Annotated in this window: 23 protein-coding genes and 1 pseudogene; 10 read left to right on the top strand and 14 right to left on the bottom strand. The window is 58.2% G+C overall.

Features of this window, described 5'->3' with window-relative positions; translation table 11 throughout:
• Positions 1-613: 613 nt before the first annotated feature.
• Both QA648_RS37130 and repC read right to left on the bottom strand, forming a co-directional pair.
• Positions 614-799: pseudogene (locus QA648_RS37130) on the bottom strand (cold shock domain-containing protein); the annotation flags it as partial.
• A gap of 524 nt (positions 800-1,323) precedes the next feature.
• Positions 1,324-2,652: a plasmid replication protein RepC gene (gene repC / locus QA648_RS35455; RefSeq protein WP_283054861.1), complete on the bottom strand. Its 1,329-nt coding sequence runs from the start codon at positions 2,650-2,652 to the stop codon at positions 1,324-1,326.
• Between the two features lie 332 nt (positions 2,653-2,984).
• Here repC and QA648_RS35450 point away from each other — a divergent pair, with 332 nt between their 5' ends.
• Complete coding sequence (locus tag QA648_RS35450) at positions 2,985-3,344, top strand: helix-turn-helix transcriptional regulator (RefSeq protein WP_283054860.1); 360 nt, start codon at positions 2,985-2,987, stop codon at positions 3,342-3,344.
• A 41-nt stretch (positions 3,345-3,385) separates the two neighbouring features.
• Here QA648_RS35450 and QA648_RS35445 read toward each other — a convergent pair whose 3' ends face one another.
• From QA648_RS35445 to QA648_RS35430, 4 genes are all read right to left on the bottom strand, one after another.
• A complete protein-coding gene (locus tag QA648_RS35445; protein ID WP_283054859.1) occupies positions 3,386-3,712 on the bottom strand; it encodes a single-stranded DNA-binding protein in 327 nt (108 codons plus the stop codon).
• 568 nt (positions 3,713-4,280) lie between these two features.
• A complete protein-coding gene (locus QA648_RS35440; RefSeq protein ID WP_283054858.1) occupies positions 4,281-4,493 on the bottom strand; it encodes a hypothetical protein in 213 nt (70 codons plus the stop codon).
• 28 nt (positions 4,494-4,521) lie between these two features.
• Positions 4,522-5,475: a toprim domain-containing protein gene (locus tag QA648_RS35435; RefSeq protein ID WP_283054857.1), complete on the bottom strand. Its 954-nt coding sequence runs from the start codon at positions 5,473-5,475 to the stop codon at positions 4,522-4,524.
• 714 nt (positions 5,476-6,189) lie between these two features.
• The gene (locus tag QA648_RS35430) at positions 6,190-6,822 is read right to left on the bottom strand and encodes a plasmid pRiA4b ORF-3 family protein (protein WP_283054940.1); all 633 of its coding nucleotides are present in this window, start codon (positions 6,820-6,822) and stop codon (positions 6,190-6,192) included.
• A 165-nt stretch (positions 6,823-6,987) separates the two neighbouring features.
• On the opposite strand from QA648_RS35430, the gene QA648_RS35425 reads away from it, so the two are divergent.
• Positions 6,988-7,287: a helix-turn-helix transcriptional regulator gene (locus QA648_RS35425; protein WP_283054856.1), complete on the top strand. Its 300-nt coding sequence runs from the start codon at positions 6,988-6,990 to the stop codon at positions 7,285-7,287.
• 142 nt (positions 7,288-7,429) lie between these two features.
• Here QA648_RS35425 and QA648_RS35420 read toward each other — a convergent pair whose 3' ends face one another.
• Complete coding sequence (locus tag QA648_RS35420; RefSeq protein ID WP_283054855.1) at positions 7,430-7,762, bottom strand: hypothetical protein; 333 nt, start codon at positions 7,760-7,762, stop codon at positions 7,430-7,432.
• 62 nt (positions 7,763-7,824) lie between these two features.
• Between QA648_RS35420 and QA648_RS35415 the strand changes: the two genes are divergently transcribed.
• Complete coding sequence (locus tag QA648_RS35415; protein WP_349254341.1) at positions 7,825-8,055, top strand: phospholipase D-like domain-containing protein; 231 nt, start codon at positions 7,825-7,827, stop codon at positions 8,053-8,055.
• 103 nt (positions 8,056-8,158) lie between these two features.
• Positions 8,159-8,611 (top strand): helix-turn-helix transcriptional regulator, encoded by a 453-nt coding sequence (locus tag QA648_RS35410; protein WP_283054854.1) that lies wholly within the window; start codon positions 8,159-8,161, stop codon positions 8,609-8,611.
• Between the two features lie 92 nt (positions 8,612-8,703).
• Here QA648_RS35410 and QA648_RS35405 read toward each other — a convergent pair whose 3' ends face one another.
• Genes QA648_RS35405 through QA648_RS35395 form a run of 3 tightly spaced genes read right to left on the bottom strand, consistent with a single transcriptional unit; the run spans position 8,704 to position 10,509 of the window.
• Positions 8,704-9,399: a transglycosylase SLT domain-containing protein gene (locus QA648_RS35405; RefSeq protein WP_283054853.1), complete on the bottom strand. Its 696-nt coding sequence runs from the start codon at positions 9,397-9,399 to the stop codon at positions 8,704-8,706.
• A 1-nt stretch (position 9,400) separates the two neighbouring features.
• Positions 9,401-9,907 carry a hypothetical protein gene (locus QA648_RS35400; protein WP_283054852.1) on the bottom strand — a complete coding sequence of 169 codons (507 nt, stop codon included), beginning with the start codon at positions 9,905-9,907 and terminating at the stop codon, positions 9,401-9,403.
• 11 nt (positions 9,908-9,918) lie between these two features.
• Entirely contained in the window at positions 9,919-10,509 is a 591-nt protein-coding gene (locus QA648_RS35395) for a hypothetical protein (RefSeq protein ID WP_283054851.1), read from the bottom strand.
• A gap of 241 nt (positions 10,510-10,750) precedes the next feature.
• Between QA648_RS35395 and QA648_RS35390 the strand changes: the two genes are divergently transcribed.
• On the top strand, positions 10,751-11,014 hold the full coding sequence (locus QA648_RS35390; RefSeq protein WP_283054850.1) for a hypothetical protein: 264 nt from the start codon (positions 10,751-10,753) through the stop codon (positions 11,012-11,014).
• A 98-nt stretch (positions 11,015-11,112) separates the two neighbouring features.
• Here the strand turns inward: QA648_RS35390 and QA648_RS35385 are convergent, their stop codons facing one another.
• From QA648_RS35385 to QA648_RS35375, 3 genes are all read right to left on the bottom strand, one after another.
• Positions 11,113-11,724 carry a hypothetical protein gene (locus QA648_RS35385; protein WP_283054849.1) on the bottom strand — a complete coding sequence of 204 codons (612 nt, stop codon included), beginning with the start codon at positions 11,722-11,724 and terminating at the stop codon, positions 11,113-11,115.
• Between the two features lie 14 nt (positions 11,725-11,738).
• Positions 11,739-12,251 (bottom strand): thermonuclease family protein, encoded by a 513-nt coding sequence (locus QA648_RS35380; RefSeq protein ID WP_283054848.1) that lies wholly within the window; start codon positions 12,249-12,251, stop codon positions 11,739-11,741.
• Positions 12,252-12,319: 68 nt separating this feature from the next.
• A complete protein-coding gene (locus tag QA648_RS35375) occupies positions 12,320-12,655 on the bottom strand; it encodes a single-stranded DNA-binding protein (RefSeq protein WP_283054846.1) in 336 nt (111 codons plus the stop codon).
• 714 nt (positions 12,656-13,369) lie between these two features.
• Here QA648_RS35375 and QA648_RS35370 point away from each other — a divergent pair.
• Entirely contained in the window at positions 13,370-13,693 is a 324-nt protein-coding gene (locus tag QA648_RS35370; RefSeq protein WP_283054845.1) for a hypothetical protein, read from the top strand.
• A 1,032-nt stretch (positions 13,694-14,725) separates the two neighbouring features.
• Here QA648_RS35370 and QA648_RS35365 read toward each other — a convergent pair.
• Positions 14,726-15,010: a hypothetical protein gene (locus QA648_RS35365; RefSeq protein WP_283054844.1), complete on the bottom strand. Its 285-nt coding sequence runs from the start codon at positions 15,008-15,010 to the stop codon at positions 14,726-14,728.
• Positions 15,011-15,155: 145 nt separating this feature from the next.
• Between QA648_RS35365 and QA648_RS35360 the strand changes: the two genes are divergently transcribed.
• From QA648_RS35360 to QA648_RS35345, 4 genes are all read left to right on the top strand, one after another.
• Positions 15,156-16,766 (top strand): hypothetical protein, encoded by a 1,611-nt coding sequence (locus tag QA648_RS35360; protein WP_283054843.1) that lies wholly within the window; start codon positions 15,156-15,158, stop codon positions 16,764-16,766.
• Positions 16,756-17,781: a dienelactone hydrolase-related enzyme gene (locus QA648_RS35355; RefSeq protein WP_283054842.1), complete on the top strand. Its 1,026-nt coding sequence runs from the start codon at positions 16,756-16,758 to the stop codon at positions 17,779-17,781. The genes QA648_RS35360 and QA648_RS35355 overlap by 11 nt, the downstream gene beginning before the upstream one ends.
• A gap of 81 nt (positions 17,782-17,862) precedes the next feature.
• On the top strand, positions 17,863-18,570 hold the full coding sequence (locus QA648_RS35350; RefSeq protein ID WP_283054841.1) for a DUF746 domain-containing protein: 708 nt from the start codon (positions 17,863-17,865) through the stop codon (positions 18,568-18,570).
• 273 nt (positions 18,571-18,843) lie between these two features.
• Positions 18,844-23,175, top strand: coding sequence for a filamentous hemagglutinin N-terminal domain-containing protein (locus QA648_RS35345; RefSeq protein ID WP_283054840.1), 4,332 nt, complete (start codon positions 18,844-18,846; stop codon positions 23,173-23,175).
• Positions 23,176-23,184: the final 9 nt, after the last annotated feature.

Genomic DNA, 23,184 nt, shown 5'->3' with positions numbered 1-23,184 from the left:
GTCAGAACTCCGTTGATCTGCGCAAATTTTGCGAAAAACGTCAAATGTGCGCAGATGAAGGTATGCCCGATTCGTTACCATTTTACCAACGGTTAAGGCTGTTCTCCCAATTTCCCCGAGTTGCCCGCGGGCAACTTTTCGCCCGTCACAACTCCGGTGCGCTGACAACCGCTCCAATCACGCTGAAGGATTTCCCCCAGCGTGGCGGAAAACATTGTGCCTCCGGCACTCCGAATTTCGGGTGGGAGAGGCTGCGAGAGGACGCGGGCTCGAGGGTCCTCTCGCTGCTGCATCGGTGATTGATCCCGCGAGGGGTACCTTGCGCCTGCAAAGACGACAGGGCTCGCTTGCTGGCCTGCTTCGGACGGATTGTCAGAACAATTGCAGTTCCCCGCCTCTACGTCTGCGAAGGGTTGGCGATCTTGGGCGTCAAACTGCCAATGACTTCAGTGAGCGCCAGCCATTCTTTTCGGAGCGCCATTCGGAGGGGCTGGCTTCAGACCTGACGTAGTCCCCATTCCTTTTCAAATTCGGCTGTAAAGTCGCTCTCCCGATCATCCAGCGTTCGAGCTGTGGATTTCGTATCCACCGCGACAGCAACTGCCGACAGCTCTTTTGCCGACCGCTTGGTGCCCTGAAGCTCAGGAGAATAGGTGATTGGCATATCTGCTCGAAGATGAGGCAGGTTTGCTTTCATGACCTCACTGAGATGCACAAAAACATCCGGGCTGCCATCGTCCGGCTTTATAAAGCCGTAGCCCTTGGCGGCATCGAACCACTTCACCTTACCTTCGGCCATCTTGCTCCCCTTATGGTCTTACGCATCGTTGACAAAGTTTCGAAACGTGTCGAACCGTAGCTCGACTTTTCCTGAAATCCGAGTTGACAAGAATCATGCATGTAATAATTCCCAACGAGGACTTTCCCGAGATAGGAGCAGTCCAAAACCCTGCGGTGTTTTATGACGGGCGAGACGCCTTGGTGTGCTATAAGCCGTCGATGCGGGCGGGCGGCGGAAGTTTCGTTCTTAAATTCGGAGGGGTTATCGATTTCCGAATAACTCCCGTCAATATTGATGGCCTACGCGACTGTAGGTACCCAGTCAATCCGTGGGCCTTTAACGAGGTGATCGGCGGCGCGGAAACCGGCAGATGGCATATCCTTAAAGCACGGCTCTGGATTGTCACTTTCAATGACGTCACGATCGAAGTTCTCTTCCGGACAGTTGAGATCATTGGCTGCGATGCGGAAGAGGGGCCACAAGATAGAGCGCTGCTAAACACTCTGAATGGGCTCCAAGGTACCGGCATTATTACACTGTAGTTATCGCGACCGCTGGCGTCGCTTACGCTGCATCGTCATCAACTCCAGTGAAAGATCACGCGTACCTTCGGCGACCTCTTTGGCAACATAGCAGAAGAATCCGCCGGGCTTGCGGATTTCGGGGCGCGGCCGGGCCTGGTCATCGGCATAGAGTTGGTAGACAAAGGCGGCGACGAATGAGAACAGCCTTGGGCCGAGCTGCCTTTTCGCCCGTTCAAGTCCATGTGGTGCGACCTGAAGTAGGCGGGCCATGAGCGCACCGGCTCCGACAACATCCTCGATCGAGCGAATCTGCGCATAATCCTCAAGCGCGGGGCAGGCGGATTTCCAGAGCGCAACGTCCAACAGCGCCGTCGGCGGGGCGCCTCGCCGAAGAGACGCCGCTTCGCGCCACTCCTCCTCTTCTTCGACCTTAGCTGGCACTGCAGATTGTTCGTTTAACCGAACAGCTCGCCCGCACCTTTCTTCAAAAGCCGCAAAGGTGCCGCCGGAGGCGGCTCCGTTGTTCAAATGTTGCGGCGATTCAGCGCCGCTCCGATTATGGCAATTCTCGATAGAGCAATCGGTGTTTGATTCTTTATGACGGCCGAAATTGCCGTCAGTGGCGGCAGAATTCTTTGGTTTGGAAGCCTCATAGTAGGCGCGCTCGGCAATCGTTTTCGACAACTCTGCCGCCCGAAGAGCCTCCGCCAGCTCGTCCGAACGGACATGGACGTTGCGAGGCGGGCGACTGGCCGCTATCGCATCGTCAAAACCGCTGGCAAGGTCGATGCGACCGAGCTCATTGAGCGCGGCCACGAGGTCCTGGAGATCTTTGTGAATGGCGCTGAGGTCGTGGCGCAGCGATCGGACAAGCGCGCGTTCGGCGTCGTCCTCGGCGACGGCGGCCGCGAAGCGCTCTCGCTTCGCGAACAGCGGCCCCAGATCGAAGCCGTAAGCAATGGTGACGCTATTGCCCTGGCGGCGGGCAAAGCGTTTTCCGTTGGGGCTGTCGACGGCGATGATGAGGCCCTGCTGACGCAGAAGCGCTATGGCGCTGCGAAGCGTCCTCTCGGGTAATCCCGTCTTATCCATTAGGTAGTTGTTGCTCGGCCAGACCAACAGCCCTTGGGAAAGCTGCTGCTCTCCATAGCAGGCGGCAAGGGTTGAGAGCAGGGTTCGGGCAGAGCAGGGCAGGCGCAAAGCGCGGCCTGCATGACCGGCCGCGGTCAACAGTGTTTTACGTTCAACCCGACCTGTGAGAGCTTGATGCGCTTCCTCGCGCCACATATAGGTATAAGCGACCGGTGTCCGCCGCCCGTATGGGCGCGGATGAGTGTCTTGATCCAACAATTTCCATCTCCGCTTGCTGGCGGATCGCGGGCAATAAAATCCCGTCGCGCGAACGCGCGCCTCTCTTGACGGCAATGTAGCGGGAGGGTAGAAATTACCGGACTTCAGATTTCCGGTGTTGGGCGACGCCAATCGCCTTCACCCTGTCGCTTCGAGAGACCCGCCACTGGCGGGTTTTTTCATGTCGCGATCATTGCTCCTCGTTCGATTCGACAGCACACTATAGCCAGGCATTGCGAGTCTGTCGTTAATTTTGTACGCGATGCCGTATGAGCTAGATGTTGAATCATTCTATTGAACAAATAGCGCAACCAACGAGGATGGCCACAATGACTAATCTGCTGCCAATAGGCACCATAAAGCGGCGGCCATCGGCCAATCGGATGGGCTTCCAGGAAGACTGGGCGCATGAAGCGCCATCGCTTTTGGGGCGCATTCGCGCGGTGCTCCTGGAGCATGAGCGCAGGTCCGGCCTAACCCGGACAGACTTTGTGAAGACGTCGGGTTTCCCGCGACAAACCTTCTATGAGATCCTGGAAGGATCTGCGAATTTGCGCCTCAGCTCAGTTGACGCGATCGCGAAGGCACTCGACATCAACATTTACGAGCTGCTGGGCGTGCCGGCCGAGATGGTCAAGGCCTCGCCTGAAATGAGCGCCGTCCGACAGGCGCTTCCGCCCAAGGACTGAGTGAAAGGGGAGGGGCCGCCCGAAGGCGGCCCGGGATCTTTCTATTCCTCGGCCGCGGCTTTCTTGGGCTGACGGCTGAAGCTCTCCGCGGCGAGTTCGATAGTGTATACGGTTTCGCCGTTGCGCTCGAAGCTGTTCTGGCGAAGAGTGCCCACGATGCGGACGCAGTCGCCGGCGGTGATATTCTTCTCGACGAAGGTACGGATGCTGCGGTCGAAGATGGCGACTTCGTTCCAATTCGTGCGATCCACCCACTCACCGTTTTCCTTGTATGAGGCGTTGGAGGCGATCGATACGCGCACCACCTTGTCGAAGGTCTTGATCTTCCCGACGCGGCCGATGATTTCGAAGCTGGCTTTATCAAACATAGTCTGTCTCCTGAGCTGGCGGCAGGACCATTCCCGCTCGCGATGCGAAACGTCATCAGCCGGAGCAAGCTGAACGATCACAGGAACCGAAGGTGGAGGGGAACCACGTCCGGAGACGGGAATTTTGCAGCGCGCCGGCGCGGCCGCGAGGAGGACCATAGGACCGGGGAAAATTCTCGGCGCCAGTGGTTGATTGGGCGGCGGCCGGCTGTAGTTGAAAGCATCAGATGCGAGCGGGAAGGTCTCTGCCGGGATTCACGAGATAGCGGGCATGCCACGACCAGCTTCGAGATCATTGAGTTGGAGAGATCGCGGTAGGCACAGACCAGGTCTGTGTTTCGATCGCGTTCGCCTCCGAAAGGGAAAAGAAAGGTGCTGGTGGCACGGGGCCGGCCGATCGTCCTTGATGAGGCACTATCCGTTCGTCGAGATTGTGCGAAACACCGCCGTCATCTCTTTGTGTCCAAGGCACGGAGCGGGATGACGGTTCTTGCTGGGGGTGAAATGACACGCCGACTATCCCCGGGGCAGCCGGTTCGGCACTCTGCAGCGGGTGGGTGTAGCCCTGTCAGGCCGATCTATCGTCCGAAAAAAGCACCAACAGGGTGAATAACACTACGATGATGGCGGCTTGGATCGGCACCCACATTTCCGCTCCATAGACAATCGTCCACAAGGCTGCAGCGCACACGGCAATCACCGAGAACAGTAACATCGTCATTCGGCTGGGGGATTTGCGTTGCCTGTCTGCTTTGATCCTTCGGAAAACGATGACAATCATGACGAGACCTACAAGGAGGAATAGGGACTCACTCATTGCGGATCCTCATCATTGAAAGAGGCGGGACCCCTGACGGCAATGGCTCGGACGGGCTAAAGAATTGTTCCAAGGGTAGGATCTCGGGTGTTGGGTCGTCTTCCCAGAGCTTGGCGAAATCTCGATCGTCGGACGGTCTGTGGATGACGACCTGGCGCTGAGGGTTGGCTTCACGAACACGCTCGGCGGCAGTGAGACCGGGCTTGTCTGGATCGGCGAATACGACGATCCCCTGCACGATCTCGGGTAGCTGAAGAAATGGCAGACGCGTCGCGCCAAGTGAGCACCAGACGGGCAGGCCATAACGCAGCATCGCGGCGTGGCCGGTCTCATAACCTTCGGCGATGCCAAGGGTATGAGCGGCCTGAGCGAGCCGCAGGGCAAAGCCGCGGCTCGGGCCGATGATCCGGCGCGGTTCGTCCAACGCGGCCTTTTCGGGCCGCGTCCGGTGCAGAAGTGTGAGCTGCACCGAACAAATCGACCGGTCTGGCGCTTGCAGCGCCGCGACGAGTGCCGAAAAGCGTCTCTTCTTCAACCTATATTCTGGCAGAAATCGCAATGTGGGTAATGTCGTCGGCAGGCGGCGAGAGGAGAGGTAGGCTTCACCATGTGTGCCAGCGAGCGCAATCGCACTAGACCAGAGCGCGAGCGCATCAGCCGTCGTGGTTTTGGGGTCAGTCGGACGAACGCGATGTTGAGGCACCGGAGCCGGCTTTGACAGATCGAGATCCGCAATGGCGTTCTCGATATCGATGGAATCGCAGCCGGCAAAGCAGTGGAGCAGAAGGCGATATTCGCCGTCGCGAACGGAGAGGGAGGGATGGCGGTCGCCTTTGCCTTGCCCGTGGCTTGGCACAGGGCAACGGCACAGGTAGCCGCCTCGCGCCGGGAACCCTCCCAAGGCGCGGCGCACTTGTGCAGCGCTCGGCCATGACAGCTTTGTCATCGGCTTACACTGGCATCTTGCGCCTATCGAATCAATAGAATGTCTTAATGACACGATAGTCACGACGGCAATTGCTCCACAAATTTGAATCGCCACGGACTGATTATCGAAGCGATTTCATCGGAAAGAGGTCTTCGCTGGTTAGGTCGCGTAGCGTGTTCATGATGACTTCCCGAGAGAGCGGATGGTGCGTGAGGAAACTGGGGAGGGGCCGCGGTGGTGCGGCTTTTCGCAGGCGAGGCGGACGATAAGGCCTTTGTCGTCAAGATAGGTGCCGCGCCCATCTTCCTCCGCGAACAGATCGCGGGTGACATGCCCGCCGGCCGCCTTGTAGGCAGCAAGGCCGACGAATTGCACAGAGGGATGGTAGCCCCGGCCTTGTTGGTAAGCTGCGCGCAGATGGCATCGGCCGAACGGTCCCAAGAGAGTACGTTGGCAATAATCGCCTCCTGCTGCTCATGATCGTCCGTCAAAGCAACGGGCTCAAGCTGCTGCATCGTGACATCGCCTTGCCTGAACTCGTCTGCAGGCGAGGGCAGACGCTCGCGAGCGTCAGACGGCGACGAACCGTTATTTGTGAATGCCGAACCGGTCGCCAATCTGCTCCGGTGACAAGCTTTCCTCGCGGCGTAAGGTATCGAATGCCACAATCTCATCGCGGCGCTCTGAACTTCTTTCGAGTGTATCTTTGGCTGCAAAGCTCTCTCGCGTCTTTCAGGCACTTTCGAGACGGAAGCGATAGCCGCCTTTTGATTTTCGCATGGCCGTGGCGATTGCTTTGTTGATTTGATCGATATCACAAGCTTCTGGATGGAACTTGCGGCCTACCCATCTGCGCATGTCTTTGTGTTCCTCATGCTCAGGATCGAGCCAAGCGTCGAGGAAGTCGGCATAGCCAGAAGTACCTCCAATATCTTCGGGAGGTCCGGACCGTTTGCCAGCGATACAGCGGGGATATTTTGCACCTTCCTGGCGTGCGACGCGCTCCAGCCGCAGCAGATGGCGCCAGCAGTCCCCAAAATCGTATTCGTAAAGGATGGTCAGGATGTTCTCGTCGCGATCGTATGGGAAGTGAAGGTCGATCATTCTGACCTCAGTGGCCTCGAAGATCTTGCTGTCGAACATTCCGTCCTCATCGAACTCCGGCGCGCCGAAGATCAGACCACCGATGTTGAACTGATGCAGATGACTGTCGGTCCAGCCGAAGGCAGCCTGAAGAACTTCATGAAGTTGAGCGAGATTGAGTGTGATCGGCAGCTCGAGTACACGGCTGATCTCGGGTTCGATGTCGAGGATATGGACCTCGGCGCGGACGATGAAGCTATCTGGGTCAAACGGATCAAGCATAGGGGGATCATGCCGCGCTGGATGATCACCGGCAATGGATGAGGGGCATTTTTTCACAATCATTGCCATCCCCGCTGGCAATCATGGCCCGCGTCAGGATTTCGGGCCGCGAGTAAGCGGCACCGGCTTCACGGCGCGATCACGTTCGGCGATCAGACGGGCATTATGGCGCTTGTGCCGCTCGACCTTTCAGCCTTCAAGATGCGTCAGTGGAGCGGTATTTCCGTCACCACGCATCTTCCTCGATCTGCAGAACCCGGATCAGAGCGCGCCATGGATCGCTGGATGCCCATGTTGTTGGGTCTGCGTTTGCGTCAATTGGAAAAGATGTGCCCGACCTATGGTGAATTTGCCGAAGCTGCGGGTTTGTCGCGCGGAACGCTTTATCATTTGCACCCTGGACGAGCGAACCTGACCTTCCAGATAATCGCCACGTTGGCTGCGTCGCTAGGTGTTTCGGTGTGAAGTCGTTTGGGAATTCGGGGCACAGACGTGTGGGAGAGCATCGAATCATCTGGTCTGCCGTACGAGGAGATCGCAGACCCAATGGAACAGGAGGGCCGATCTGTAGGAGTGATCGAGCAGCTATTGGCGAGATGGGTAGGCGTTAGAGTTCGAAGCGGCCAAGACGCAGATCGTTGAGGCGATATTGCCAGACCAGGTTCAAATCGTTGGGATCGACACCTGAAGTTGACCAGTCGGGTTCGGACGGGTTACGCAAAGGCAACTCGTCGTCGAAGCGTGCCGGAAGTTGACGTGGGCCAAATTGACGGCGTTCGATCCCGCGAGCCAAAAGCTCAATGACGCGGACGACCGCGAACGCAGCAATCAGGAAAGCAGTGGAAAAACCGAGCATGCGAAGGCCTGCATCGTGATCAGGTAAAGCGAGGAATCCCAGCACGCTGCCGGCAAAAATTGTAAGCGCAAGCTTCATAAGCATCACACGGCACCTCCTATTCCCGACGATGATCATTATAATATCCCGGATAGAAAGTCATTATAATGATCGACGGAGGTAGGATGGTGCCCGCATGGATCAAGCGGATTTTTGGTGGCTGTAGGTCTGGCACCCCTTTCTGTGATCAAACAGTGCAGACCGGATCATTTAATTATTCATTTTCAGCGAAGAGTAAGAATACAGAGAATGTAGTGGTTTTGTGGAATGCTGTAGATACGGCCAATCGCTTTGCTGCACAGTTTCAAGAAATCTGGCAACGTGCCTCGCCACTTTAATGAAAGGATGAATCAACTTAATACGGAGATACCCATCCAAGTTAGTAGTGGACATTTAAAAGAAAAAAGGTCTTATCCGAAGTCGACTGGCGGGAGGATATCTGTGCCGATTTTTAAGAATAAGACCGAAGACTCCGATGGTTGGCTTTCGATCCTGCTTGCGCTCCGACTTCGTCAAATTGAGAGCGAGTATCCAGACTATGCGAGTTTCGCCGATGCGACCGGTCTATCGCGCGGCACGCTCTACCAGTTGCGGACAGGGAAGGGGAATCCCACCTTCGTCACGCTAGAGCGGCTGGCTCGGTACCTGAAGGTACCTGTATGGTCGCTCATCGGAATCCCGGGCGACGAAAAGAATGTAAAACAAGCGATCGAGACGTTCGGTTTCAGCTATGACGAGATAGCGCGGCACATCGAGGCCACGCGAGCAGTCAAGCGCTCGATGACAGAGTTTAGTGGTGTACCGACTTCCCATGAGGACGCTGGTGCTTCTGGGGAAGCTTCTGAGAGAAAGCGGATATCTCCGGCGAAAAAGGGAACCAAGATAAGCCGATAGCTCTGTTAAAAGTGTTCGGCAAGCTCTCGCCGAGGCATCTAGCCCATTGAAGGCGGTGGGTGAAGCGGCGACCTTCAATGGATAGATTGTGATCAGACCTGACCAGCGGCAACGTTGATGTCGCTGCCAGCAGGGCCAGGGGTGGAAGTGGCGAGCTGCGTACCGCCGCCGGGCGCAAAGAAGTCGCCTGGCCCCGTGCAGACGGCTTGCGAGCTGCAGCCCTGAGGAATGCTGGCCTGATCAACTGAATTGAGATCCGCATAACGGCGGGTCACGTCATTCGTCCAGTTTCGGCGTTGGCTCTCAGTGCTTCCATTGTAGAGATCGGCCAGGCAGCGAATGCTTGAGGTGCCGCCACATGACTTGACGGCATCGCGAAGGGTTATCACGCCGCCTTCAATGTTTTCTGACAGAATACCGCGATCCATCCCATTGGCGCGCCCTGTTGCCCCTGTGAGCTGCATCGGCCCTAAAACGCCGCTGAAAGAGCCGGCACATGCCGACATGGCGCCTTCATGGGCTGATACCGAGAGGGCCAGCTTGGGATCTACGCCATACTTGTTCGCGGCGTCTACGATCATATTGGCGATATTCGGGTTGCTCTGGATCATGTCTTGCGTGGACCCATAGTTCGGTAGACCAGCTCCATTCGTACACAAGGAACGCAAGCTGGTCTTGTCGTTTAGATCGCAGGAATTCGCATCCTGATTATAGGAGTTCGCTAGCGCGGCCGACGCCTGGCCGACGATCAGAAAGGCGGCGAGGAGCCGTGGTAAAGGACGCAGCATCTTATTTCCCCGGGCAGAAGTTGTAGATGGTGCCGTTGATCGAAAGCGCATTGCTTGATGGGCGCGTAATCTTAATCGGCGTGACGACCGGGGAGCTGCCACGTTCTGCGCACGAGGCTTGGAACGTGTCGCCCGAATGCTTGCTGCCAGCTATCTTACAGGTGTTGGCACCGACCGATATTGCGTCGCCGTCGAACTCGGCAAGCTCGAGCGCGCCGACCCCCTGGTCGAGATCGGCGCACGTGCGTTTCGATGCAACATACGTTCCCTGCGGAGCCTTCAGCGGATCGAGCGATTGGGCGATTGCCGGCGAGATCAATGCTGCTAGCGTTGTAAGGACAATTGGACTGGCCATGGTGAACCTCCTCAACATTTTCCGGCGGCGGCCATTGACGGGAACGCCGGTCAAGGCCGCGGGCAGCGCGCCGCAGGAGAAGCCTTGACCGATCAGCGAGCGTTGGTGGCACACTGACGGTTCAAGTTGGATCGGGTTCACCGTGTCGACCATAGTTGACTCCTTCAAGGTTGCGGAATTGCCACTCGAAATTGGCATTCTTGGGCGATTTCGCCTTGAAAGACGATACCGGCGCGAATTGTTTTGGTCGGAACATCGTAGGCGCCCATCGCGCCATTGCGTGCCAGGTCAGGGCGGGCATTGTTCGGGAGCGGGCCATATTCGATGAAACAGCCAGTGCCGGCGTCGGCGACCTTGGATTGGCCATTCTGGTAGATCGCCAAGCGCATCGGGCATCGCTTCAGTATGGCGTTAGCGCCAGAATCCGTACGGATCGGCGAACAGCCGGTAAGCGTGTGCAGGACCGAGAGGACAACCGTTTTCGTCGGACTCCGCACGACGATGTGGCTTTCTGCTGCCGGAGCGTTGGCAACTGCAAAGCGCGTGTCGCCCTTGGCCGCGTAGGCGTCGTTGTTCTTTTTCAGCATGTCGGCCCAGAGAGAAGCGTAGGGCACTGCTTCTGAATTCGGAAGCTGGAGATCGGAATAGGCGACAGCACGCCAGGCGTTCGGGTCAGGCGTAAGAGACTGCGCCGACGCTAGAGGCGCCCACGTAAGGGCAGTGGCGACTGCAATTGGTGTTAGACGTTCTCGCATTCCTTGCCTCGCTATTATGCCCTATGATTAAATCATTGTATCAGTGACTGTCGAGCCAGATATTCTGGATGGAACGATAAGTTCGCCTATCGGGGCTGGATGAATGGCGTGGACTGGCGATCGGGCTTGTGGTGCTGTCGCATGTCGCACATTGTTCTTATGGACTGACGAAGGTGGTTGAAGATCCGCTTCGCCACCTCGTCCGCGAATGGTCAAATCGAACTGCCCGGGAGGTTTCACCGTGACGGAAGACAATCATCAATGGTCGCTTGGTGGCAAGGATGTTGATCAGATTCCGCGGGGTGCAAGGGCGCTGGCCGAACAGCTATTGACGGAGAACGGAGGCGACGCCGTGGCGGCGCTCGTCGGGGCTTGCTGCATCGTTGGTGCTGTGTATCCGGCGATTTCGATGGGGATGCTGCGCAACGGATATTCATTCGGAGTCGACATTGCGCAAGTGCTGGAACTGCTCAGGCGGACCGAGCCCTCGGCCGCCCACGAGTAGGGGCCAGTACGTGATGAAACATCGACTATTGCCTGGTTTACCTGGGGAAACACGGCTCGCAAATCTCGGCGCGGCCGGTGAAATAAGAAGGCAACTGCTCAATAGCGGTCGCTGAACCAGCCCCTGCTCTTGGGCGGCGACGGTTCCTGATAAGCCCACGATGCGGCCTCATAGGAGGGCCTTGGGTCTCGTATGCGCCAGGCTTTCTGCCAATAGTAGAAATTAAGGGGTACTCGCGCGAGCACGCCGCCGTCAGCCCCCAAGATGTCGGAGGCGCAAATGACGACGGGGCCGTCGTAATGTTGTACTCGGCCCGTATAGCCATCGAGGGCACAAGGTCGGCAGGCGAAAAGGCGAACGCCTGCGGCAATCGTGTTCGGGGCCACTGCCGAAACAGAGATCGTCTTTATGCCTTCCTTCGTAACGAGCGTTCGCACCGGCACGGAACCCCATGACGAGCGGCGCAGGGCGTTGTTCGCCTGCTCTTCAGTCGGATAGCCGGTGCGCTGCGTCACGACCGGCGGGAACCGACCCCAGTCTGGGGCATATTCCTGACGGCTACGGCTGACCGAGCCTGGCCGCCAATAGGAATCAGTGACAGGAACTGGGCGATCCAGGACGGCTTTTGAAGCCTCGGGCACCCCTCCCGCGCAGCCGCCGAGTAGGGCCGCGGATGCGACGACCGGAAGGATGTACGGAAAAGAAGACATGGCGTGCTCCGGAATCATAGATTTGGAGGTGAGGATTTCCGATAAGGCATCTGAAAGGTGCTGGCCCAAATACCGCGATGGGATTTGCGCGCATCACGTTCGAGCTGGGCATAGCTCGCAATACGGCGATCGGGAGGGTCGGGGAGGGTGATGGCTATGCCAGCTTTCAGCATCTCGCTTGCGATGTCTGCCATTTCGCCGGTCGCACAGCGGCCGACGATGATCGTTTCGTCTTTCCGGATCGGCGAGCAGACAACCCATTTGTTCAAAGTTGCGCTCACGAGCCATGCCATGGCGACTACGCCACATGGCCACGTCTGCTTGCCGAGCGTCGCGGTCTGACCCATGTCGCAGGCGTCAATGCCGTAGAGGCGATATGTCTGCTTGGCTTCGACGTCCTCAAAGGTCGTCGACGAGAGAACCACGACCCGCATTGGGTTGGTCGCCATGCTGTCGCCCGGCGTATAGATGTTGGGCGCCTTCGCGGTGCCCAACGAGTTGGCCTGCGCTTGCGCGACGAGCGGCATTGTCAGGGCTCCGCCCTGGAATACCATCAGAACCGCGAGGGGGACGCCGATCGTCTTACACGCCGGCCTCACTGATCGCGACTCTTGCTGACGGGGGCGAATATGTCGATGTCCTCGGCGATCACATCCGTGGTGTAGTGGGTGAGGCCATCTTTCTCATACGAGCTTTCGGAGACACGGGCCTGGACAAGCACCTTGTCGCCTTTGTGAACATGGCGCAGAACAAAGTCCGCCATCTTTCCCTCGAAGAAGGTGACGGTGACCCAATCGCTGTCCGATTTTCGTTGGCCTTCATTGTCGACCCATGTCCGGTCGGTGGCGATGCTGAGCTTCACGGTCTTGCCGACCTGCCGCGGTTCCTGGCCAACATTTCCACGTAGCGTGAGTTGGTTCGTGGTTCCCATGACGTCCTCCTCCAAGATTCATTGCATCACTAAACTATTTTACAAATCACTGATCAAGTATCTAGGACGTAAAATCTGGGGGTGGACCTGACTTCGAAGCTCGATGCGCCGGGCTGCGACCTCCCGTGAGCTTCTCGCTCATCCGATGCTCGACCTGGAAAGCCACGCGCTGGCGGCATCCCGGATCGAAGAGTGCGACCGTATTCTGGGCGAACTTCAGCGAGAGCGAGGAAGCGATGACGCATGAACCCTCAAATCCTGTGAAGTCGAAATCGCATGAAACACGTCATCGAAATACGGCGCGGCGCCTTCACCAAGCGTTGGATCGGCTTCTGGCCGGAAAGTCGCAACATTCCTCGCTGGAAGGGCACCCCATTCGGCTCACCGTTGCTGCGCTGGCACGCGAGGCAGGGGTCAGCCGTAACACGATCTATGCCGAACACACCGAGTTCCTCGATGAATTGGCGTCCGCAAATCCGCGTGGCCCGGCAAATAATCCACCCGCTCCAAAACCAGAGTCTGCCACGCTCCGGGCTTTAATCGGGCAGCTTCAGGAGCAGTAGCGCTTGCTCGCGACGGAGAACGCTGGGCTCCTCAAGCGGGCGATCGACGCGGAGAAGGCGGTCGCCCGTCTGGAAAAACAGAATGCGAAGCTGATACAAGACCTTGGTGTAGTCCGTCGGCAGACGTCGCTCCCAAATGTACGGAGGGGATATGAGACTTGATGCAGCAACTTTCGTCCAACCTGGCTACGAGGCTGCGCCAGGGGAGTGGTCCGACACAGACAGGCGAGCGATTGCGTCCCTTCGTGGGTTCTATCCAGAAATTGCACATTGGGGTGATTTGGCGATTGGTGTTGCCTTTGGCGAGTTCTCCCAAGAGGTGCTCGATGTTAGCTGGGCCGACTGGCTATTGGACCAACGAGACGAGATTTTCCTGAACTATTGCTGTTGGCGCCAGACCCGAGGCCAATGGGATGGCGGGCTTGATGCTGAAGCTCTGGCACAAGCTAACGAGTGGAAGAAAATGGCTGAATAACCCCGCAGCCTTTGCAGACATTGACAGGATCTCCTAAGCACCCGATTAGCGCGTGAGCAAGCGGTTGGCATGTCTATGTCCGAGCCCGTGGAAATCGAAGGTCAGTTACTTCAAATATCCCATCATACCATACCGGAACAGCCCGCCTCGAGCACGAGCGGTACCCCCACCGCCGGCTCCGCCGGTCGCCTTCGGCGATCCTCGACCCGATCTGATCCGACATCGTGCCAGTCTCTCGTCTTCAAACAGAGGAGAAACACATGCTTACCGTCTACGACGAAATCCGGCAGCTGCGCACCGAGCTTGCCGCCTGCATCCACACGCCCAGCTAACGCACAGCAGCTCTGGCGGAGCTCGAAAAGTTTCTCGCAGGGCAGGCAGCGATTGATCGCCAGTTCGACGGGATGATCGCGAACTGTGCCGAGACGTTGCCAGCGACCCCGACGACGAGTGGACGCCGGTGCGGTTGGAAAAAATCAAAACCCATCCTGTCTCCAGGGAGAGCATCTTTGCCTTACTGAATGAGAGGATTGGCGCATTCGTCAGAAACTACGAGATCGTCGACGTTATCGACTGACGTGCCGGCCCAGCGTCTGCTATGTTCCCGATCCCACTTTGCTCTCCGGTCGTCGGACTACAAAGTTCGGCAGAGATGGATAAAGGCGGAGGACTTCAAACGCGGTTGCCAGTGCTATCTCTCGGCGGGGCGTCGGCCATCGGGCATAGATAGAGGTCTGGGCATAGCTAACAACCGGTAGTCTTTTGCCGCGTTGGACAAGAACGGTCATGCAGCGCTCAATCCCGCGGTCGAGGACGGCAGCCGCAAATTCATGAAACCCAAAAGGATGACGGCGGACCCGTGCAACGGCGATCAACATCGCAGCGATCAGATCCGAGGCGTCTCTCTCGCATGCAGAGCTGCCGAAACAGGCATCGACGAAAGTGATGATCTGAGGGACTTTGGTCGCGTCGGGCAATATCGTGCAAGGTAAGTTCTGAAGTTCGCTTACACTGGCGGTGCCAGTCACAATTTCAGGCACCATTTTGGCGAGCCTGTCGAAGCTGCTTTTCGATCGCGAGATAGCGCGCCGTGATCAAATTCAGCTTCTTGAAAAAGTGGGTTGTCTGATTGACGTTATCTGGCACCGGGGGAGGGCAAGAATCAAAAAGAGCTTCACGTTCAGCGTCTAATTGTTCCAGCTCAGTGCTGAGACGGCATATCTCGTGCTCGTCCATGTCAACCGCGTCGTCGGTTATTCTGTGGGAGGAAACGTCACTGGCTGATACCAAAAGCTTCCGGCCGATCGCGCTCACCATTTGATCACCTCACGGTATATCTGTGCCCCTCTAAAGTTCAGGGGCCACTAAATTGCATCGAGCTGATAAAAACGTTGATTACGGACGACGGCACGGTAGGGTAAGAAATTAGACGAAACGAAACGAAATCAAAGCCGATAAGCCTTTGTTAAAAAACGGAAAATTTTTTATCCCTCCGCCGAAGGACGGGAGCGACTTCAAAGAATTGTTCAAGCGATTGGCTGCGGCTGGAGCGGGACGGCCATTGGGCAGCGATGGTTTTCCTGAGGGACCATGGACGCCAGAGCTTCTTGCAGAGGCGATTTCACAGATCGATTCCAACCGGGTTGGGGTGGATCCGCGAACGGTACAGCTTTGGTTTCAAGAGAACGAGAAGGGAATTAGCACTGCCAACATCCGTTGGCTGGCAAGGATTTTTGGGTGCGACGATCCGGAAGCAACCAGCGAATGGCAGATGGAGCTTAGCGAGGCGCAATCCCGGTTAGCGGCCAAGAGGCGAGATTCGAAGAAATCGGGAGGCGGCGCGGCACTTGCGGTTCCGGATACGTTATGGACTGCAACCGTCGAGGATGAGACAGGATCCCCGGCGGAGCTGGCACGGGAGACCGATATCAAGCGGGCGGAGCGGCGTTTCAGTTTGGCGACAAAATCGGAAGCGCTTTTTAGTCGCGGATCTCCCTTGAATTTGCCGGCTTCGGTATTTGCGGGTGCCTCCGCCCTTGGGTTTTTGTCGTATATTGTGGGGATTCACAGCGTTACCTACGCCCGTACGGACGGCGTCGTGAAACAGGTTGGGTTTCTTTGGGCACCGAATTGGACATTCCTCTTCATGGTGCTTTTGCCACTGTTTTTTGCGCTCGTCATAGAGCTGCTTGTTTTTTGGAAAGCCGAAGGGCGCTTAAAGCTTTTGGCGCGGGGCGACAAGATGGAAAGCGACCGTGATTGGGGCCGCAATGTAGAGGCTTCCTCCTATTCATATTGGGCCGTTTTCTTGATTTGCGTATTGTTCGCCGGTCTTTTTCAGTGGATCGGCGTATGTTTGATCCCTTTGATGAAAGGCGGTAACGACTACGCGATAAGTTGGGGTACGTTAGCTATTGTGCGCCCCGATCGTATATCGGTGCCAATGTCGATTTTGTTCACAGCGCTCGCATATCTGTACATGTGCCTGTGCTTTTACCTGTTCTTCGTCGGTCTCATTTTGCTTCACACAATGGTCCATGATCTTTGGAAAATTGAGGGGGCATCGAAGACCCGACCGGAGGTGGGATACCGACACGAGCTCAACGAGCTTGGCCTGAGGCTGATGCACGGAATTTTTCGGTGCACGGTGTTGGGTATTCTGGTCGCCATATGCATGAAGGCGCAAAGCTCCTATCTGACATCGAATCGAGAGGACATTGTGGCTTGGTTTGTCGGCGATGTGTCATCAGCCCTGCGTCAGCACGCAGATGTTGGCAACAGGTTCAGCTATAGAATGCCGACGCATTACAGCAGCCTTCTTGTCGCTGTTTCGACTTGCGTTGTTTTTCTGTACGGTTCCATCCGTTTAGGCGTCGGACATCGATTTCATTTGCCTTTGTGGAAGATGTCGGCGGTCGTCGCGTTCCTCTTTGTTAGCTACTTGCTGATCGATGCGTTTGCAGGCTTTTCGATCCTTCTCAGCATTGCCGTGCTCCTCGGGATATACGGCCTCTGCGATCCAGGGTTTGGGCATCGTCGAACGAGTGAGGTGGGAAATCAGGGTGTATCATAGTTGGCTAGATCGTTGGGATGAGCGGCGGGCGCGGCGCGGCGAGGAGGGAAAGGAAAGAACGGCCCTCGTCCTTGACGCGGAACGCGCCTTTGCAGACGCCGAAAAGATAACAACTCTCGAGGAGTTTTGTGTTCTTGCGGACCGGGCCGTGTCTGATCCATCCTTCTTCGAAGAGCCGCGTCGGAGCGACCAAGGCTTTCAAAGGCAAGATGGGTGGCTGAAGTTTCCGTCGGACATGTCTACCGACGTTGAAGAGAACAATGTCGTTTGGGCGAAAATCACGGAAAGCGGGTCGTTCGATCAGGCCGTGGTGATTTTTCACCATTGGAATGCAAGCGGCCGAAATCGCCAGATTGCCAACTTTTTCTCGAAGCGTGGCATCACGGTTGTCGAGATTGCCATGCCCTATCATTTCGAGCGGAGACGTCCGGGGGCAGTGTATGCCGACTATATGCTGAGCCCTAATCTCGGTCGAACGATCCAATCCGTAAGGCAGGCGGTTTGGGATGGCCGAAAACTCATACGTTGGTTGAAAAGCGAAGGCTATCGAGAGATTTCGGTTCTCGGTACGAGCTTGGGCTCCTGGGTCGCTGGGTTGATCGCTGCGCACGACGCGAATGTGTCGAAAGCCTCGTTATTTCTGACGGCGGGAAGTCTCGCCGATATGGTTTGGACGGGGCGCGCGACACGATCGATACGTGAAAGCCTCGAGCCTGAAATGAAGCTGACCGACCTCCGTAGGGCTTGGGGCCCGCTCAACCTCGAGAATTATGTACAAAAACTCGCACGACCGGATCTCGCTCTTCATGTCGTGCTGGCTAAGAGAGACAAGGTGGTTTTGCCAGAACTATCGCAGAGGTTCGTGCAAAGGCTGGAGGACGCCGGCGCTCGGCCAAATGTCCTGGAATTAAACTGTGGTCATTATTCGCTTGCCATTCCGCCCTACATTTTGTGGGCCGGATTAAGCTTGAAGCAGTTTTTGTCGAGCACCGAACAATCGGCCCGGCGAGCATGAGCTTGGCATTGGCCGTCAGGTGGCTGCCGTGAAGAACCCGTGATCTGCGTGGATATCCTCCCCACCGATATGGACGGCGTAATGACTGGTCGATACGGTGCCGAAATGACGAAAGCCGCCCTTCCGAAACGCACCTTCGATCCCATGTTGCCGCGGACGGGGCACTATCGGCCCATTCCCGAAACAGAAGACAAGGCCTTTAGTGTCTGGCTGCAAGGCCAGTTTGACGAGATCCTGTCTCTGTCCGAAGCGCCACCGCGTTGCCCACATTGCGAAAGCGGACAGACGGTGCTCGCGACACGCGCAGCCCATCCGAAGCCGGTTCTGCCGGTATTTCGGTGCATCGCCTGCGATGTGCATTTTCGGCGCACCACCGGGACACCGCTGTCGGGCCTGAAGTTTCGGAAGCTTAGCCTGTTTATCTGCCTGCTGTCGCAACAGCGGCCAGTCACCGAAGCAGCCGAGGCTATCGGCGTGAAGGCCGTCACGGTAAAGCGCTGGATCGAACGAACGCGTGAGTGGATCTTGCAGCTCGATCCGACCGGCCATTGGGACGCAAAGGTGCGGCTTGGCATGGAGATCCGACCTGATATCCCATGCCCGAACTGTGGCGCGACGGGTGAGATGCACTATCGCGGATTTGCTTCGGATAATGGCGACCGCCTGTTCCGTTGTCATGCCTGCGGGCAGTTTGCCCGCCTGTCAAACGTGCTGCGCGACCAAGAGCCTGGTTTCGTGCTCGAGCATCGCGTCATAGCCCGCCCACCGTCATCGCGCCGCAAGAGCTGACGCACCTTCGAAGAAATATCCGCTATGCATGTTTCTGTCCGCGTTAGGCAAAGTCATTGGTGCAAAATTCACACTGGCTTTACCAAATTAACGCGAACTCCTCAAAATTTGCTCTCCATATCCGTGTAGTGAATTGACGTCCGCCGCCAACTCGATCAAGACAAACCATCAACAGGGTGCCGCATGACGCGGTCCGGGCGAGGCAAGATATAGGCGACATTGTCCTGCGAGATCCGCGGACGTGGCCTAGCCTCAAAAGGGCGAGAGCGTATCGTGGGCAAGCATTCAAGGCAGGATTCCGGCAAATCGTTCAATGAGCGGATTGTCTTTCGGTCGGCAAGCAATGCCATTGACCGGCTCCTGCGCCTCGGACAGCAATCGCTGGCCGTCACCCTCAGCGCGCTTCTGTTTTTACAGCCGGCGATTGCTAATGCCCAATCCGTCTCCGCAAGCACGACGGCGCCTACCGCCAACCAGCCGAGTGTCGGCGCTGCGCCGAACGGCGTACCGCTGATCGACATCGTCACCCCGAATGCCGCCGGCCTGTCACACAACAAATACGACAGCCTGTCGGTTGGTACCCAGGGCGCGATCCTCAACAACTTCAAGGGCGAGCAGGGCACCTCGAACCTCGGCGGCGTAACACCTGGCAATCCCAACCTCGATGCCTCAAACCCGGCTTCGGTCATTTTGAACGAGGTGACCAGTTCCAATCGCTCGGCGCTGAATGGTCCAATAGAAGTGTTCGGTGGTCGCGCCGATGTCATAGTGGCTAACCCTAACGGAATCTCGTGCAATGGCTGCGGCTTCATCAACACGCCGCATGCAACGCTGACGACCGGTGTTCCGAATATCGGCGCCGACGGCAGCCTGACCGGTTTCACCGTCAATGGCGGCGACGTGACCTTCGAAGGGGCAGGGGGCAACTTCGCAGCTGCTCCGGGTTCCGTCGACTTGTTCGACGTCGTTGCGCGCAATATCCACGTCAACGCACCGATCTATGGCAAGACCGTCCGGCTGACAGGCGGCGCCAGTCAGTACAACTATGCGACCGGCGAGGCGACGGCGCTGACCGCCACCTCCGGCACACCGGAATATGCCATCGACGGCACGGCGCTCGGCGCCATGCAGGCCGACCGCATCAAGATCGTCGTCACCGAGAAGGGTGCCGGCGTCAACATGAGTGGCGACATGGCCGCCAATGCCGGCGAACTGTCGCTGTCGGCCGACGGCAAGATCTCGATCGGCAATGCCTCGGGCAGCCAGGGCGTCAGCATCACCTCGAAGAACAAGGTGACGGCGGCCAAGGTGAGCTCGAAGGCGAAGGTCGCCATTCAGGCCGATCAGGGTATTACCCTGCAGTCGGTCGCGGCCGACGACGATATTACCCTGTCGAGCGGCAGCGGCCTGTTGAGTGTTTCGGGTGACAGCAACAGCGCCGCCAATCTGGTGATGAGCTCGGCCGGCGGTATTGCCGCCGCCAATGTCACGGCCGGGGGAACGGCGACGCTTTTGGCCTCTGCCGGCAATATCGGTTTGACGGGATCTGCCAACAGCACGGGTGCGCTGTCGATCACCGCGACCTCCGGTTCGATCTCGGCCGCTTCACTGCTGAGCTACAACAATATCGGCCTCAATGCCGGCCTCGATATTTCCATTGCCGGCACAGTCTTTGCTCAGGGTACAATTGCCGCCACCGGCCGGTCGATCTCAACCGGCGCCACCGTCTCCGGCCTCGACATCGCCGCAACCCAGGCGGATGCGGCCGGCAAAACCGTGCTGGCGAGTGCTGCCGACCTGCAACTGACGGCGACCGGTGGTGCAGTCAGCGCCGCAAGCCTGCTGTCCTCCGGCAACATCACGGTCGATGCGACGTCGCTGACGGCCCAAAATGTCACTTCGCATGGTGCTGTCGGCATCAACGCCGCCACCAACATTTCCGGCCAGCTTCTCGCCTCGGGCGATGTCTCCATCAACGGCCAAGGCATTCAGGCGACAACAATTGCTTCGGGCGTCGATTTTACCGCCACCGATGCAGCGGGCGGCACTATCGCTCTCGGGTCTTCGGGCACGCTCGATCTGACCGCCGGTGCCGGCACGATCGACGTCGATACACTGCTGTCGGCCGGTGATCTGACGGCCCAGGCGGCACTGCTGCAGTCGACCAATCTGACGAGCCATGGCAATGTCGACATCGATGGCGGCGTTAATGTCAGCAGCCAACTGCTTGCTGCCGGCACCGTTACCATCAACGGCAACACCAATGGCGTCAGCGCCGCTCTTCTCGCCTCCGGCGTCGACTTTGCCGCGACCCAGGCGGCCGGCGGCAATATCGTATTGGCGAATAGCGGCGACCTGATCATCAACGACAGCGCCGGCGCCATAAAGGCGGGCACCATCCTGTCGGCCGGCGCGATCGATGCGGTCGGTCAGACGATCACTGCCGACACCATCACCGGCCATAAGGACATCACCCTTGCCGGCACCACCAACACGACGGCCGGCAGCGGTCGTATTGACATCAGCGGCCAGGTCCTCGGCGCCGGCAATGTCAGCGTCTCCGGTTCCAGCATCGCGGCCGATGCCCTCGTCTCCGGCGTCGATATCGCCGCCACCAATGCGGCCGGCGGCACGATTGTCCTTGGTACCACGGCAGCCGGAACCGGCGATCTGACATTGACCGCCTCCGGCGCGCTCAATGCCGGAACGCTGCTGTCGTCTGGCGATTTTACTGCCAGCGCCGCGACCATTGCGGCCGACGATATCTCCGCCCATGGCGACATGATGCTCGGCGGCGCGACCGGCACGACGACCGCAAGCGGTCGCGTGGACGTTACCGACCAGATCCTTGGTGCCGGCAATGTGCTGATCACCGGCCAGAGCCTGTCGGCCCAGACTCTCGTCGCGGGTATCGACTTCGACGCCACCAATGCTGCCAATGGCACTATCGTCCTCGGTCAGACAGGCGATCTGACGGTTTCCGTCAGCGGCAGCGCGGCGGCTTCGACCATTCAGGCGGCCGGTGCGATCGACGTCACTGCGGCGTCCGTTACCTCTGACGCTGTCACTGGCCACAAGGACATCACCCTTTCCGGCACGACGACCGCAAGCGGTCGCGTGGACATTAGCGGCCAAGTCCTCGGCGGCGGCAACATTGACATCTCCGGCTCCAGCATCAAGGCCGGCGCCGTCGTCTCCGGCGTTGACTTCGCCGCCACGTCTGCTGGCGGCGGCAATATCGTCCTTGCCAACGGCGGCGATCTGACCCTTGCTTCGACAGGGATCGTTGATGCCGGCACGCTGCTGTCGGCCGGCGATCTCAACGCGACGGGCACCAGTGTCAGCGCGGATTCCGTCACAGCCCATGGTGACGTGATGCTCGGCGGTGCGATCGACGTCAGCGGCCAGATTCTGAGCTCCGGCAACGTCTCGATCACCGGCCAAAGCCTGTCAGCACAGACCCTTGTCGCCGGCATCGACTTCGACGCCACCAATGCCGCTAGCGGCAATATCGTTCTTGGCCAGACCGGCGATCTGACGGTCTTGGTCAGCGGCGCGGCTGTGGCGTCGACGATCCAGGCAGCCGGCGTCATCGACGTTGGCGGCACCACAGTTGCCGCCGACGCGATCACCGGTCATCAGGACATCAGCCTTTCCGGCGCGACCAGGATTAACGGTCAAGTCCTGGGTGGCGGAGACGTCAACCTCTCCGGCTCCAGCATCCAGGCCGGCACCGTGGTTTCCGGCGTCGACTTCGCTGCCACATCCGTCGGCGGCGGCAATATCGTCCTTGCCGGCAGTGGCAATCTGACGCTGGCTTCGACCGGCAATATCGACGCCGGCACGCTGCTGTCGGCGGGGGATCTCAATGCCAGTGGCACGACCGTCACCGCCGATGCTGTCACGTCGCATGCTGATGTGATACTCGGGGGTGCGATCAGCGTCAGCGGCCAAATTCTCGGCTCCGGTAATGTCTCAATCACAGGCCAGAGCCTTTCCGCTCAGACCCTTGTCGCCGGTATCGACTTCGATGCCACCAATGCTGCCAATGGCACTATCGTCCTCGGCCAAACCGGCGACTTGACCGTTTCGGTCAGCGGCGCCGCCGCGGCGTCGACCATTCAGGCCGCCGGGGCAATCGACATCAGTGCAGCTTCCGTTACCTCTGACGCGATCACCGGACATAAGGACATCACCCTTTCCGGCGCCACTGCCGTTAGCGGCCAGGTCCTTGGCGGCGGCGCCATCGACATCTCCGGTTCCAGCATCACAGCGAGTGCGGTCGTTTCCGGCATCGACTTCGACGCAACGGTGGCCGCCGGTGGCAACATCGTCCTTGCCAGCAGTGGCGATCTGACGCTGACCTCGGCCGGCGACATCAATACGGGCACGTTGCTGTCGGCGGGCGATCTCAGCGCTGCCGGTTCGACCGTCACTGCCGATGCCATGACGGCGCATGGCGATGTGACGCTCGGCGGCGCCATCGTCGTCAATGGTCAGGTGCTCGGCTCCGGCAATGTGCTGATCACCGGCCAGAGCTTAAGTGCCCAAACCCTTGTCATGCTGCCGGCGGCGATATCGTCCTTGGCCAGACCGGCGATCTGACGGTTGCGG

This window comes from Rhizobium sp. CB3171 (genome assembly GCF_029714265.1).
Taxonomy (GTDB): Bacteria; Pseudomonadota; Alphaproteobacteria; order Rhizobiales; family Rhizobiaceae; genus Rhizobium.
Note: the sequence above shows the minus strand (reverse complement) of the source record. Positions and strands in the feature narration are given on the sequence as shown.

Excerpts from the sequence above, each read along its gene's own strand:
- QA648_RS35420 (WP_283054855.1), bottom strand. The coding sequence starts at position 7,762 with ATGCTTATGAAGCTTGCGCTTACAATTTTTGCCGGCAGCGTGCTGGGA.
- QA648_RS35405 (WP_283054853.1), bottom strand. The coding sequence starts at position 9,399 with ATGCTGCGTCCTTTACCACGGCTCCTCGCCGCCTTTCTGATCGTCGGC.
- QA648_RS35350 (WP_283054841.1), top strand. The coding sequence starts at position 17,863 with ATGACTGGTCGATACGGTGCCGAAATGACGAAAGCCGCCCTTCCGAAA.
- QA648_RS35445 (WP_283054859.1), bottom strand. The coding sequence starts at position 3,712 with ATGTTTGATAAAGCCAGCTTCGAAATCATCGGCCGCGTCGGGAAGATC.
- QA648_RS35440 (WP_283054858.1), bottom strand. The coding sequence starts at position 4,493 with ATGATTGTCATCGTTTTCCGAAGGATCAAAGCAGACAGGCAACGCAAA.
- QA648_RS35435 (WP_283054857.1), bottom strand. The coding sequence starts at position 5,475 with ATGACAAAGCTGTCATGGCCGAGCGCTGCACAAGTGCGCCGCGCCTTG.
- QA648_RS35380 (WP_283054848.1), bottom strand. The coding sequence starts at position 12,251 with ATGCCGCTCGTCGCGCAAGCGCAGGCCAACTCGTTGGGCACCGCGAAG.
- QA648_RS35370 (WP_283054845.1), top strand. The coding sequence starts at position 13,370 with ATGAGACTTGATGCAGCAACTTTCGTCCAACCTGGCTACGAGGCTGCG.
- QA648_RS35450 (WP_283054860.1), top strand. The coding sequence starts at position 2,985 with ATGACTAATCTGCTGCCAATAGGCACCATAAAGCGGCGGCCATCGGCC.
- QA648_RS35395 (WP_283054851.1), bottom strand. The coding sequence starts at position 10,509 with ATGCGAGAACGTCTAACACCAATTGCAGTCGCCACTGCCCTTACGTGG.
- QA648_RS35400 (WP_283054852.1), bottom strand. The coding sequence starts at position 9,907 with ATGGTCGACACGGTGAACCCGATCCAACTTGAACCGTCAGTGTGCCAC.
- QA648_RS35365 (WP_283054844.1), bottom strand. The coding sequence starts at position 15,010 with ATGGTGAGCGCGATCGGCCGGAAGCTTTTGGTATCAGCCAGTGACGTT.
- QA648_RS35415 (WP_349254341.1), top strand. The coding sequence starts at position 7,825 with ATGATCGACGGAGGTAGGATGGTGCCCGCATGGATCAAGCGGATTTTT.
- QA648_RS35385 (WP_283054849.1), bottom strand. The coding sequence starts at position 11,724 with ATGTCTTCTTTTCCGTACATCCTTCCGGTCGTCGCATCCGCGGCCCTA.
- QA648_RS35425 (WP_283054856.1), top strand. The coding sequence starts at position 6,988 with ATGGCGCTTGTGCCGCTCGACCTTTCAGCCTTCAAGATGCGTCAGTGG.
- QA648_RS35430 (WP_283054940.1), bottom strand. The coding sequence starts at position 6,822 with ATGCTTGATCCGTTTGACCCAGATAGCTTCATCGTCCGCGCCGAGGTC.
- QA648_RS35375 (WP_283054846.1), bottom strand. The coding sequence starts at position 12,655 with ATGGGAACCACGAACCAACTCACGCTACGTGGAAATGTTGGCCAGGAA.